The sequence below is a fragment of the Pseudomonas sp. CFBP2511 genome, assembly GCF_030209255.1.
Classification (GTDB): Bacteria; Pseudomonadota; Gammaproteobacteria; order Pseudomonadales; family Pseudomonadaceae; genus Aquipseudomonas; species Aquipseudomonas avellanae.
In genome coordinates this window covers 297,091-309,801 of sequence record NZ_JARVSI010000010.1, presented here as the reverse complement: position 1 = coordinate 309,801, position 12,711 = coordinate 297,091, and the positions used below count along the sequence as shown (strand labels likewise).

The window sequence follows — 12,711 nt, the reverse complement described above, 5'->3', positions numbered from 1 at the left end:
TGGCGAACTCTTTTTAGCACCGCAACAGATGTGCATCCGTTCTCATCTTTTTTAATGCACTTGGTTTATTCACATTCCATTCATATGAGGATATAAGGAGCGTGATATACACCCGCCTTAAGTTTATAAAATATTGATAACGGACTTAACCTTTTATCAAGAACCATTCGTCTGCAGGTAGAACAACCAATGATGTTGTTTGCATCCTCTCGGCAAGCCCGGCTCAAATGGACACGTCCGGAGCTTATGCTGATCGTTGGCAGCTCGGTCTCGATGCTTGCCATTCTGGCGATTGTGGCGTCTTTACTGGCAAGGGAACGCGACGACGCAGCGCAGACAGCAGCGCGTGCAGCGGCCAATATCGTGCAATTGATCGATGCCGACGTTTTGCATAACGCAGAACTTTACGATTCGTCATTGCTGGGCATGATGAGCGCATGGGAGCGCCCGGACCTCAAGGACCTGTCGCCTGAACTGCGACAACTTGTCCTGTTTGATCGCTCCACGGCTGCGGCGTATAAAGGCGATCTGGTACTGCTGGATAACAGGGGCGAAATATTGGCTGACTCACTGTCGGTCATTCCCCGAAACGACAATTTTTCCGATCGTCACTATTTCAGAACTCATGCGCTGGACCCTTCGCTGGATTTGCATGTCAGCCCACCTTACAAGACGCGTTGGGGCTACAAGGACTGGTGCATCAGTTTCAGTCGACGCATTTCAGGGCCTGACGGCGAGTTCAAAGGTATTGTGAGTGCGGCCATGCGCCTGGTGTATTTCAAACACCTGTTCATGAGCCAGCGCCTGGGCGATGGCAGCAGCATCAACCTGATCAACACCGATGGCACGCTGATCGTGCGTTATCCAGAGCTGGAAGGTCAGGATCTGACCGGCAAGGACTACAGCCACACGGCCAACTTCCAGCGCATTCTCAAGGAAGGTGATGGCAGTTTCGCCGCCCTCTCCACGCAATTGAACTCACGTCGGCTGTATACGTTTTCGCGCGTCGGCAATCTGCCGTTGCTGGTGGTGATCGGGCAGTCCGAGGACGAGGTCTATGCGGTCTGGCATCGCAATGCCTGGCTGATCGGCACCGCCACCAGCCTGCTATGCCTGGGAATTGTCTGGCTGACCTGGCTGCTGTGCGGTGAGTTGCGTCGGCGCCATCGTGCCGAAGACGAACTGGCCAGCCTGGCCGCAACCGACGGATTGACCGGGCTCGACAACCGGCGTCAACTTGACGAAGCGATGGAAACCGAGTGGGCGCGCGCGCAACGTTCCGGTAAATGGCTTTCGCTGCTGATGATTGATGTCGACCACTTCAAGGCCTTCAACGAGCGCCATGGCCACCAGGGCGGTGACGAGGCCTTGCGGCGAATTGCGCAAGCTGTTGCGGGCACCATTCGCCGACCGGGTGACCAGCTTGCCCGTTATGGTGGCGAAGAGTTTGTGGCGGTACTACCGGAAACCGACATGAACGGCGCGCTGGTGATCGCCGAGAAAATTCGCGCAGCGGTCGAATCCCTGCCGCGTTATGCCGATGACGAACAGCCGATCACCGTGAGCATCGGTGTGGCCTCGCAAATCGTAGAGCAGGGCGACAAACTGGCAGCGTTTTTCGGCATCGCCGACAAGGCGCTCTATCAGGCCAAGCACAACGGTCGCAATCGGGTCGAGCAGCACGTGGCTGTGACGTAAGAGTTGCAGGCTTCTGACCAGACATGATCACCTGACAATCGACATAAAAAAACGCCAGACTGGCTGGCGTTTTTGTTACCGCGGGGTCATCGAATCACGATGCGGCGCGGGCTGCGTTACGCAGTGCTTTGACTTCGTCGTGATTTTTCAGAACACCTTGGTACTGCTTTTCGATGACCGCGATAACGGCTGGGGAAACACCCTTCTCATGCGACTTCTCAAGCGCCTTGCTATAGGCTTTCTTGGCAACGTCTTCGCCACGTTCCGCTTCTTCCAGTACAGCCAGATCATCGTTGCTGGTGAACGCGGTTTTCAGCTTGACCCATGCCTGGTGCAGGTCAGCGGATACGCTGGACGAACTTTCTGGCTTGCCGCCCAGCTGCTGTACATGCTGCTGCAGCTCAGTGACTGCTGCGCCAACTTCCGCAGAACGGCGTGTGAAAAACGTTTTCACCGATGGGGTCTTCGCATTCTCTGCGCTGGTCTGGAACCCTTCTTTGCCGTCGATGCTGGTTTCGATCAGGTCATTCAGGATAGAGATCGTTTCTTTATTGATGTTGATATCAGTCATTTGATAATTTCCTAATGGCAGGTTGATACGAAAGTGTTGGATGAATAGACAATTGCAGGCACCGTGCCAGTTTTAGATGCGAATATAATCCTTTAAAATCAAAAACTTACGAAATTTTCACATTTGACTGGTCGTGACTTCTGCATGAACTGTCATTTGGCCTGCATGCAGAATGCACGTATCGTGCAGGTCGTTATCTATTGATGGGAGGGCTCGCAGGTGAACCCGGAGAAACTCAGGTTACTGGTGACGCAGGAAATGCCGTTCGGCAAATACAAAGGGCGGCTGATCGCCGATTTGCCGGGGCATTACCTGAACTGGTTCGCCCGGGAGGGCTTTCCCAAAGGAGAATTGGGCGGCCTGCTGGCGCTGATGCAGGAAATCGATCACAACGGCCTCAGCACGCTGCTGGAACCGCTGCGCACGCGTCCGCGTCAGTCGTTCAAGGACAGGGGATAAGCAAAGGGGATACGGTCCGGGATGAAAAAAACGGTGCTCCGGACCAGGGAGCACCGCAAAAGCCATACAACCAACAACAACTTCCTTGCCAGAGTCAGCCCGCTGAGCGCTGACTCTGAAATACTATCCATCAGTCAAACAGCGCCAGCGCCTGTGCCGTGGCTTCCTGAATGCGGCCCCAGTCGCCATTCTTGACCCAGGCGTTATCAATCATCCATGTCCCGCCGACGCACATGACGTTGGGCAAGGCCATGTAGTTCTTGAGGTTCTGCTCGTTGACGCCGCCCGTCGGGCAGAAACGCACCTCGTTGAAAGGCCCGCCCAAGGCCTTGATCGCTGCCACACCGCCGCTGATTTCTGCCGGGAACAGCTTGAAGCGGCGATAACCCAAGGCATAGCCGATCATGATTTCCGACGCGCTGCTGACGCCTGGCAGCAGGGGCAACGGGCTGTCGAGCGCCGCCTGCAACAGTTCCTGCGTGCTGCCGGGGGTCACAATGAATTGCGAGCCCGCCGCCTCGGCGTCGGCCAGCATCTTGCGGTCCAGAATGGTCCCGGCGCCAGTGCACAGCTCTGGGCGCTGCTCGCGCAAAATGCGGATCGCACTCAGTCCGAACGCCGAGCGCAGGGTGATTTCCAGAGCCGTCATGCCACCAGCGGCCAGCGCGTCGGCCAGTGGCAATACGTCCTGATCACGGGCAATGGTGATGACCGGCAGAATCTTTGCCTTGGCGCAGAGTTCGTCGATCCGGGCAATCTTGTTCGCCATGCTGGTGAGCGGCTGATTATTTTCGTTCTGTGTCATGGCGACGGTTCCTTTGTGTTTATGGGGCTTATGGACACCAGTAAATCTCGAGAGACGGGTTGAGAAAGGCACGCACCGGCATTTCGGCGAGGTTATCGCCCGCCAGCGCTGCGCGCAGGGTGTCCAGTTTGGCTTGACCTGAGACCGACAGGATCGGCGAACGCGCCGACGCCAGCAAACGGCGGGTCAGGGTCAGACGCTGATGCGGCACGCTGGGTGCGAGCATCGGCAGGCAGCGACGCTCGCCATCAAGGTCCAGCGCCTCGCTGAGGTTCGGGCTGTCGGGGAACAGCGACGCGGTGTGCCCGTCGTCGCCCATGCCCAGAATCAGCACATCGATAGGCGGCAGCTCGGCCAGCGCCTGATCGGCCGCCAGTGCTGCGTCCTCTACATTGCCCGCCACGCTGTACAGCCCCACAAACTTCGCCTTGGCCGCAGGGCCTTGCAACAGATGGCGTTGCAGCAAGCCGGCGTTGCTGTCGGCATGCTCGGTGGGCACGAAACGCTCGTCAGCCAGGCTGATGACCACGTTCGACCATTCCAGCGGCTGCGCCGCCAGGCTCTGAAAGAACGCCACCGGGCTACGTCCGCCGGACACCACCAGCGTGGCCAGACCGTTTTCGCTGATCGCCTGCTTCAAGCGCGCGGCCACGTTGCCGGCCAGCGCATCGGCCAGTTGCTGTGGGGTGTCGAAGTCACGTGCTACCAGCCCTGCCGGCATCTCTAGATCACATATCGCCATACCAGGATCTCCCGTCGCGAGTAATCAGGGCAATGGAGCTCATTGGCCCCCAGGTTCCGGCCGGGTAAGGCTTGGGCGCATCGCCCGCCTTCTTCCAGCCGGCAATCAGCTGATCGCACCATTGCCAGGCGTACTCGATTTCATCTTTGCGGACAAACAGGTTCTGATTGCCACGCATGACTTCCAGCAACAACCGCTCATAAGCGTCGGGGACACGAGCGCTGCGGTAGGTGTCGGAAAAATTCAGTTGCAAGGGGCCGCTGCGCAGCTGCATGCCTTTGTCCAGCCCCTGATCCTTGGTCATCACCTGCAGGGAAATACCTTCGTCAGGCTGCAGACGAATGATCAGGCGGTTGCTGATCTGCAAACGCTGCTCAGGGGCAAAGATGTAGTGCGGCGGCTCTTTGAAGTGGATCACGATCTGCGACATTTTCTGCGGCATGCGCTTGCCGGTACGCAGATAAAACGGCGTACCCGACCAGCGCCAGTTGCGGATATCGGCACGCAACGCAACAAAGGTTTCGGTGTCGCTCTGGGTGTTGGAGTTCTCTTCTTCCAGATAACCCGGCACTGCCTTGCCTTCGCTGTAGCCAGCGGTGTACTGACCGCGCACCACCTGGGTGGCCAGACGCTCGGGGGTGAACGGGGCCAGTGCCTTGAGCACTTTTACCTTCTCGTCACGAATACTGTCGGCCGACAGGTCGCTGGGCGGGTCCATGGCGATCAGGCAGAGCAACTGCAGCAGGTGGTTCTGAATCATGTCGCGCAGCTGGCCGGCCTGATCGAAGTAGCCCCAGCGGCCCTCAATGCCGACTTTCTCGGCAACCGTGATTTCCACGTGGGAAATATGGTTCTGGTTCCACTGGGTCTCGAACAGGCTGTTGGCGAACCGCAGGGCAATGAGGTTCTGGACCGTGTCCTTGCCCAGGTAATGGTCGATTCGGTAGACGCGGTTTTCCGGGAAGAACTGCGCAACGGCGTCGTTGACCCGTCGCGACGAGGCCAGGTCATGGCCGATGGGCTTTTCCAGGACGGCGCGTGTGCGCTCGGCCAGGTTCACCGACGCGAGGTTCTCGCAGATCGCGCCGTACACCGAGGCCGGCGTGGCGAAGTAGGCTATCAGCGTCTCGGCATTGCCAACGCGCTCGGCCAGCGCAACATAGTCCTCGGCCTTGAGAAAATCGACATGCAGGTAGCTGAGGCGCGCCAGGAAGCGCGCTGCGTTGTCGGCCTCAAGCTCCGCCTCGGGAATGAAGCGGCGCATGGATTTTTCGATGTAGGCCAGATGCGACTGTTCGTCGCCTGGTTCACGCGCCAGGGCAAGAATTTTTGTGTCTTCATGCAGCAGTCCAGCGCGATCAAGCTGATAAAGAGCCGGGAACAGCTTGCGTACCGCCAGGTCCCCCAGGGCACCAAACAGGGCAAATGTGCACGGTTCAACCGTAATCAAGGGCATAATGTTGGTTCTTTTATCAAGTTAGGCTACAAATACCTTTTTTAAAGGCGTTACTCAAGGCCATATGTAGTAATAACCACAACATTCTGCCTGAAAGCATATTCCAGTGGTGATCAACACAGGCCCTCAGTACGATAGGCCACCTTTGCTACAGGCTAAAGGGCTAATAAAAGCTCAGGCCAAAACCGTTGGTGAATCAGCCCCGACAAGGACTTTGTATGGACCGCGTAAGAAACCTCCTGGAGCAAATCCAGGGCCGACTCGATGAGCTGAACAAGGCCGAGCGCAAAGTGGCCGAGGTGATTCTGCTTAACCCGCAGATGGCCACGCGTCTGAGCATTGCAGCGCTTGCCCAGGCGGCCAAAGTCAGCGAGCCGACGGTCAACCGCTTCTGCCGTTCGTTCAGCGTCAGCGGCTATCCTGAGCTCAAGCTGCAACTGGCCCAGAGCCTGGCCAGTGGCGCGGCCTATGTCAGCCGTGCGGTGGAAGCCGACGACAATCCCGAGGCGTACACCCAGAAGATTTTCGGCAGCGCGATTGCCTCGCTGGACAGCGCCTGTCAGCAACTGGACCCGGCGCTGGTCAGCAAGTCTGTGGACATGCTGATTCAGGCGCGGCAGATCCACTTTTTCGGGCTGGGTGCCTCTGCGCCGGTGGCGCTCGATGCGCAGCATAAATTCTTCCGCTTCAATCTGGCGGTCACGGCGCACGCTGACGTGTTGATGCAGCGAATGATTGCGTCGGTGGCCCACACTGGCGAGTTGTTCGTGATCATCTCCTACACCGGCCGCACCCGTGAGCTGGTGGAGGTGGCACGTATCGCACGGGCCAATGGCGCCTCGGTGCTGGGCCTGACGGCCGCGGGTTCGCCACTGGCGCAGGCCAGCACCGTGAGCTTGAATATTCCGCTGCCGGAGGACACCGATATTTACATGCCGATGACCTCGCGGATCATTCAGTTGACGGTTCTCGACGTGCTGGCCACCGGCATGACCTTGCGCCGCGGCGTTGATTTCCAGCCACACCTGCGCAAGATCAAGGAAAGCCTGAACGACAGCCGCTATCCGATCGAGGATCAGGGCTGACTGGGTGTGATCGGGAGAATGCGTTGACTATCGTTCCAACGCTCCGCGTGGGAATGCAGTTCGTGACGCTCTGCGTCACACGGCGGTTTTTCTTTGTCAGGTGGATTGAGGTTCTGCTCAGGTCACCTTTGCGCCCTTACGGCGCCTTACTTTGAGGGACCAAAGTAAGCAAAGTCCTCGCTCCGTTTCCGGCCCGACTTCGTCGGGTTCCTTCGCCCTGTCACTGATCCGGGGGTCGCCGCAACAGATACAACTATCGTGCGACGCTCCGCGTCGCATGCCGTTCTGGACGCTCTGCGTCCCATCTTGAGTGTGCGGCGCAGATCTATGGCATGGAGCACAACACAACGGTTGACTATCGTGCCGACGCTCCGCGTCGGCATGCAGTTCGTGACGCTATGCGTCACACGCAACTCACCCCGCCAGGCTTGCCTGCAATTTGAGCTGCACCTGTTCGCCCGGGTTCAGGCTGAAGGCATCGCCGGAGCCTGAGGCGGCTTCGACGCGTACGAAGCCTGTGGTTTCACTTCCGCACACACCCAGCAGCGGTCTGCTACCAGGGTGCCAGACCACAGTGTTGGTGCTGTCGCCGGTATCGATGTTCAATTTGCGTTGCCAGGTCGGGTCCTGGAGCTGCAAGGCGCCCGCATGTTCAAAAACTCGCTGACAGCCGCCCAACACGCGCAGTTCGCCTTGTTGCTGACAGGCCTGCCGACTGAGTTCGTCATAGCCCTGGGCGCCATCAAGCCCTTCCAGGGCGACCTCGGCAACATCGCTGATCCGCCAATACGCATGCAGCGCATGGCTGAAATGACAAGGCTCGCTGTCTTCGTGAGAGGTGCTCAGGCGCAGTTCCATGCCCTGCCCCAACTCGGCGTGCAGATCGACCTGCCAGTCCCACAGCTGCAAGCGCCAGTGCAGGCTGACGCCCTCTTCACTCTCACGGCTGTCGATCAGTTTCCAGTCCAGCAAACGCCCCCAGCCATGCGCCGGCCAGCCGCTTTCCCCCGGATGGCGCCCGTACCAGGGCCAACACACCGGCACGCCACCGCGAATAGCGCCCACTTGCGGCCATTGCGCGGCGCACCAGAGCCAGGGTTTCTGGCCGTGCGGCTGAAAGTGCAGCAACTGCGCGCCCTGGCGACTGAACACCGCCTGGCATTGCGGATGGTCGATGACCAGAACGTCGCGCAGCTGATAGCGCTCCCACTCGAAAGTCGGTCTGGCACGAAGGGATCGGAAGAAGCGTTGCAATGGATGCTCAGGCAGCTGCGCGTCGTGAGAGGTCATCGCCAATCGCGTCCCTGAAAAATAAAGAGGTAAACCGATAAAAAAAACGGGCAGCCAGCAGGCTGCCCGCAAAGCACACACGACCCTTGATCGCGTTACGCGTCAATCAATACTCAGAACTTCGATTGAATCTTGATGCCCGCCACAATCGCATCATCAACCTGATCTACGCCGCCAGGATGCTTGATGAACTGCAGGTTGGGACGCACGGTCAGCCAGTTGGTGACGTGGAAGCCGTAGTAGATTTCCGAGTTGTACTCAGTGCTCTGCACCGGCAGGTAACCAGGGTTGTCAAAGTCGTTGATGCCGCTGATCTGGTTGGCCAGACGTACACGATCCTGCACATCGTCGTTGACGTGGATACGCGCAATACCGACACCGATGTCATCCTTCGGACGCGAATTGAACGGGCCTTTGTAGGTCAGACCGATCTGCTGGTAGTTATCAACGAAGTTGGTTTCCTTGTCATGCACAGTGGCGTTGGCAAAGATGCTCAGACCGCGCGACGCATCGCCGTTGTGAGAGGTCAACTGTTGCTGAGCCACAACCCACCAGCCGTGCTTGCTGTCATGCGACTTGAACGCAGCACCGGTAGCCGCTTGCGGCTGGCCGTTTACGTCTTCATAGACGTCATCGGCATTCGGCGTGCTTTTGTAGTAACCGACACGGTATTCACCGGGCAGAGAATTGACGGTCGGTGTCCAGACCAGTTCCACCGGCAGGATCATGCCTTTGGTGCCGCTGCCGCTGAGTTTGAAGCCGTTACCGGTTTCCAGGTTGGACGGGTTCTGCTCGTAGACACCCACTTGTGCATACACTTCAGGCGTGATGTTGTACTTCACGCGCAAGGCCCACTGGCTGATTGGCCAGTTGTACCAGGTGTTCACGTAGTTACCGACCTGCGAGCCGCAGAACGACAGGTTCTGGAAGTCGCACGGGAAGCTGTTGAAGTCTTCGCCCGGTCCGAAACGACCGGCCTTGACGTCCAGCGCGCCATCAAAATACTTCTGCTTGACCCACATTTGCGTCAGACGCCAGGTCTGACCGCGACCCCAGACTTCCTGCGAGGAACTGAGCGTGCCGGCACGAGGATCGCCGATCCGGTCATTGGAGATGTTGCGGCCGCTACGTTCGGTGATTGCCAGCTTGAACTCCGCGTCCTGCCAGCCTAGAACTTTCTGCAAATCGACTTTCATGCCCAGCGCGAACTGATCGCTGTAACGGCCGGTGGTGTCGTCGTTGGAGCCGCCTTTCAGGTTGCTGGCCATCTCGGAAACGTATTCCAGGGAGAAGTCATAACCCTTGTCGAGCAGTTCGGTACGCTTGCCGTTCCAGTCGCCCGTCATCCACGGCGAATCGGCAGCAAATGCTTCGGCAGCATGAACGTTGCCTGCCAGCCCCATCGCACCCAGCACCGACAGCGTGCTTACCAACTGAAACCGGGAAAGCGATTTACCTTTGTTGATCTTCTTCATCCCATCAATCCTCGTTTTATTGTTATTAGCTTTGGTAGACGTCTTGCTTCGTTCACTGCCTGTGTCCATTAGCGGGCCGTTTAAGCGTCGCAGTCAACGGCCGGCCAGCGGTGCTCGGTATTGAATCAATCTATCACTTGCGGTTCAACTGGGAGACGTTGTTTACCCGCTCGGCTGATGGTGACTGCCCTAAAACCCCCAGACGCTCGCCGCTCTTGGCGTCGAAAATCAGCACCTTGGACGGGTCAAATTGCAGCGTCAGGCTCTCGCCCACTTGCGGCGCGACGTCCGGGGCAAGACGACAGCACACCTTGCTCTGGTTCAGCGTGACAAACACCAGTGTATCCGGGCCGGTCGGCTCAGTGACTTGCACTTCGGCACGAATAGTAGGCAGACCCGCCTGGTCGCCGGCAGCCAGCATAATCTGTTCCGGGCGAATACCCAGAATGATTTCGCGATCTTCAAGCCCTGCATCGGCAACGCCCACTGGCAGTTCGCAACGCGCCTGACCGCTGTCGAGCAGCGCAACCAGCTGGCCATCCTTGCGTTGCAGGCGCAACGGAATGAAGTTCATGGGCGGCGAGCCAATGAAGCTGGCCACAAACAGATTGGCCGGGTCGTTGTAAATCTGCTTGGGCGTACCGAACTGCTGAACGATACCGTCTTTCATGACCGCCACTTTGTCGCCCAGCGTCATCGCCTCGATCTGATCGTGGGTCACGTAGACGGTGGTGGTTTTCAGGCGTTGATGCATCAGCTTCATTTCAGTACGCATCTCGACCCGCAGCTTGGCGTCGAGGTTGGACAGCGGTTCGTCGAACAGGTAAATCTTCGGCCGACGCGCCAGGGCACGGCCCATCGCCACACGCTGCTGCTGACCACCGGACATCTGCCCGGGCTTGCGATTGAGCAGGTGTTCGATTTGCAGCAGCTTGGCAACGCGAGCGACTTCTTCGTCGATGGCGGCTTGCGGCATCTTGCGGATCTTGAGCCCGAACGAGATGTTTTCGCGCACGGTCATGGTCGGGTACAGCGCGTAGGACTGAAACACCATCGCGATGTCACGGTCTTTCGGGCTGGTACCGCTGACATCCTCTCCATCAATGAGGATCGCCCCGCCGCTGATGCTTTCCAGCCCGGCGATGCAGTTCATCAGGGTGGATTTGCCGCAACCGGACGGGCCGACCAGGATCAGAAACTCACCATCCTTGATCGACAGTTCGATGTTCTTGAGCGTGTCCGGCAAGTTGCTGCCGTAGGTCTTGTTGACGTTGCGTAATTCGAGAGTCGCCATGATTACCCCTTGACCGCGCCGGCTGTGAGCCCACGCAGGAAATACTTGCCAGCCAGTACATAGACCAGCAGTGTCGGCAGCCCGGCGATCATCGCCGCCGCCATGTCAACGTTGTATTCCTTGGCGCCTGTGCTGGTGTTGACCAGATTGTTCAGCGCCACGGTGATCGGCTGAGAGTCGCCGCTTGAGAACACAACGCCGAACAGGAAATCGTTCCAGATCTGGGTGAATTGCCAGATCAGGCAGACCATCACGATGGGCGTGGACATCGGCAGAATGATGCGGCCGAAAATCGTGAAAAACCCGGCACCGTCCAGACGCGCCGCCTTGACCAGTGCATCGGGAATGCTGACGTAGTAATTACGGAAGAATAGCGTGGTGAACGCCAGCCCGTAGACCACATGGACGAACACCAGCCCGACGGTCGTGTTGGCCAGCCCCATCTTGCCCAGCGTGAAGGACGCCGGCAGCAGTACTGTCTGGAACGGCAGGAAACAACCGAACAGCAGAAGACCGAAGAACAGTTGCGAGCCCTTGAAACGCCACATCGACAGCACATAGCCATTGAGCGCGCCGATCGCGGTGGAGATGATCACGGCAGGAACGGTGATCTTGATCGAGTTCCAGAAATAGCCGTCGACCAGGTCCCACGCCTTGATCCAGCCAACCGCAGTGACCACGCCCGGCCAGCTCAACAGGTTGCCGGTGCCGATGTCTTCGGGGGTCTTGAAGCTGGTGAACAACATCACCACCAGCGGTACCAGATAAATCAGGCAGGCCAGTATCAGCACGGCGTAAATCAGGATACGGCTGAAGCTGATGCCTGGTTTGCCAATATGACTAGTCATGGCGTTTGGCCCTCAGCTCGGAGTAAAGGTAAGGCACCAGAATCGCCAGGATTGCGCCGAGCATCAGAATGGCGCTCGCCGAACCCATGCCCATCTGGCCGCGACTGAACGTGAAGGAGTACATGAACATTGCAGGCAAGTCCGACGAGTAACCCGGGCCACCGGCCGTCATTGCCGCTACAAGGTCAAAACTCTTGATGGCGATATGCGCCAGAATCATCACCGCGCTGAAAAACACCGGGCGCAGACTAGGCAGCACAACGCGCCAATAGATCATCGGCAGGCTCGCGCCATCCATTTGCGCGGCGCGGATGATCGACTGATCAACGCCCCGCAGGCCAGCCAGAAACAGTGCCATGACAAAGCCCGAAGACTGCCACACGGCAGCGATGACCAGGCAGTACACAACGCGATCCGGATCAACCAGCCAGTCGAGACGAAAACCTTCCCAGCCCCAGTCGCGCAGCATCTTGTCCAGGCCGAGGCCCGGGTTTAGCAGCCACTTCCAGGCCGTACCGGTGACGATCATCGAGAGCGCCATCGGGTACAGATAAATAGTGCGAATCACGCCTTCGCGACGGATACGCTGATCCAGCAGGATAGCCAGCAGCACGCCGATCAGCAGGCTGATGGCGATGAACATGCCGCCAAACACAGCAAGGTTCTTGCTCGCCACCCACCAACGGTCGTTGTCCATCAGGCGCGCATATTGCGCCAGGCCGACCCATTTATAGGACGGCAAGAACGTCGAGTTGGTGAACGACAGCGCGAATGTCCAGAGGATGTAGCCATAGAAGCCCACCAGCACGATGAACATACTGGGTGCCAGCACCAGTTTAGGTAGCCAGCGTTGCAGCGCATCCATTGGCGAGGCTTTGCTGTTCGCAGCGACAGAGCTCATCGGGAGTATCCCATCCGGTGTATCGAATCCAGGCCGCAGCCGTGGGTGAAATCAATGAAGGATTTCAACACCACGGACGGCGGTTAC

12 protein-coding genes are annotated in these 12,711 nt (G+C 58.3%); 3 read left to right on the top strand and 9 right to left on the bottom strand.

What is annotated here, in order from left to right:
• Nucleotides 1-189: 189 nt before the first annotated feature.
• Nucleotides 190-1,698, top strand: coding sequence for a sensor domain-containing diguanylate cyclase (locus tag QRN38_RS09955; RefSeq protein WP_007244889.1), 1,509 nt, complete (start codon nt 190-192; stop codon nt 1,696-1,698).
• A 94-nt stretch (nt 1,699-1,792) separates the two neighbouring features.
• On the opposite strand, the gene QRN38_RS09950 is transcribed toward QRN38_RS09955, so the two are convergent.
• Complete coding sequence (locus QRN38_RS09950; protein ID WP_057418521.1) at nt 1,793-2,269, bottom strand: PA2169 family four-helix-bundle protein; 477 nt, start codon at nt 2,267-2,269, stop codon at nt 1,793-1,795.
• Nucleotides 2,270-2,488: 219 nt separating this feature from the next.
• Between QRN38_RS09950 and QRN38_RS09945 the strand changes: the two genes are divergently transcribed.
• Nucleotides 2,489-2,728 (top strand): DUF3820 family protein, encoded by a 240-nt coding sequence (locus QRN38_RS09945; RefSeq protein WP_081025436.1) that lies wholly within the window; start codon nt 2,489-2,491, stop codon nt 2,726-2,728.
• Nucleotides 2,729-2,858: 130 nt separating this feature from the next.
• On the opposite strand, the gene QRN38_RS09940 is transcribed toward QRN38_RS09945, so the two are convergent.
• The 3 genes from QRN38_RS09940 to zwf are packed head-to-tail and all read right to left on the bottom strand — an operon-like array spanning nt 2,859 to nt 5,731.
• The gene (locus tag QRN38_RS09940; RefSeq protein WP_005764046.1) at nt 2,859-3,533 is read right to left on the bottom strand and encodes a bifunctional 4-hydroxy-2-oxoglutarate aldolase/2-dehydro-3-deoxy-phosphogluconate aldolase; all 675 of its coding nucleotides are present in this window, start codon (nt 3,531-3,533) and stop codon (nt 2,859-2,861) included.
• 28 nt (nt 3,534-3,561) lie between these two features.
• Nucleotides 3,562-4,275: a 6-phosphogluconolactonase gene (gene pgl / locus QRN38_RS09935; protein WP_057418519.1), complete on the bottom strand. Its 714-nt coding sequence runs from the start codon at nt 4,273-4,275 to the stop codon at nt 3,562-3,564.
• On the bottom strand, nt 4,262-5,731 hold the full coding sequence (gene zwf / locus QRN38_RS09930) for a glucose-6-phosphate dehydrogenase (protein WP_003375894.1): 1,470 nt from the start codon (nt 5,729-5,731) through the stop codon (nt 4,262-4,264). Before zwf ends, pgl begins: the two co-directional genes overlap by 14 nt.
• Nucleotides 5,732-5,949: 218 nt before the next feature.
• Between zwf and QRN38_RS09925 the strand changes: the two genes are divergently transcribed.
• On the top strand, nt 5,950-6,816 hold the full coding sequence (locus tag QRN38_RS09925) for a MurR/RpiR family transcriptional regulator (RefSeq protein ID WP_003375897.1): 867 nt from the start codon (nt 5,950-5,952) through the stop codon (nt 6,814-6,816).
• Nucleotides 6,817-7,230: 414 nt separating this feature from the next.
• Here the strand turns inward: QRN38_RS09925 and QRN38_RS09920 are convergent, their stop codons facing one another.
• The 5 genes from QRN38_RS09920 to QRN38_RS09900 form a co-directional block, all read right to left on the bottom strand.
• Nucleotides 7,231-8,106: a D-hexose-6-phosphate mutarotase gene (locus tag QRN38_RS09920; protein ID WP_044390990.1), complete on the bottom strand. Its 876-nt coding sequence runs from the start codon at nt 8,104-8,106 to the stop codon at nt 7,231-7,233.
• A 113-nt stretch (nt 8,107-8,219) separates the two neighbouring features.
• The gene (locus QRN38_RS09915) at nt 8,220-9,581 is read right to left on the bottom strand and encodes a carbohydrate porin (protein ID WP_005736419.1); all 1,362 of its coding nucleotides are present in this window, start codon (nt 9,579-9,581) and stop codon (nt 8,220-8,222) included.
• Nucleotides 9,582-9,714: 133 nt separating this feature from the next.
• Nucleotides 9,715-10,875, bottom strand: a complete 1,161-nt coding sequence (locus QRN38_RS09910) for an ABC transporter ATP-binding protein (protein WP_054070071.1) — start codon at nt 10,873-10,875, stop codon at nt 9,715-9,717.
• 2 nt (nt 10,876-10,877) lie between these two features.
• A complete protein-coding gene (locus QRN38_RS09905) occupies nt 10,878-11,723 on the bottom strand; it encodes a carbohydrate ABC transporter permease (protein ID WP_005615493.1) in 846 nt (281 codons plus the stop codon).
• Nucleotides 11,716-12,624, bottom strand: coding sequence for a carbohydrate ABC transporter permease (locus QRN38_RS09900; RefSeq protein ID WP_003375907.1), 909 nt, complete (start codon nt 12,622-12,624; stop codon nt 11,716-11,718). The genes QRN38_RS09905 and QRN38_RS09900 overlap by 8 nt, the downstream gene beginning before the upstream one ends.
• Between the last annotated feature and the right edge of the window lie 87 nt (nt 12,625-12,711).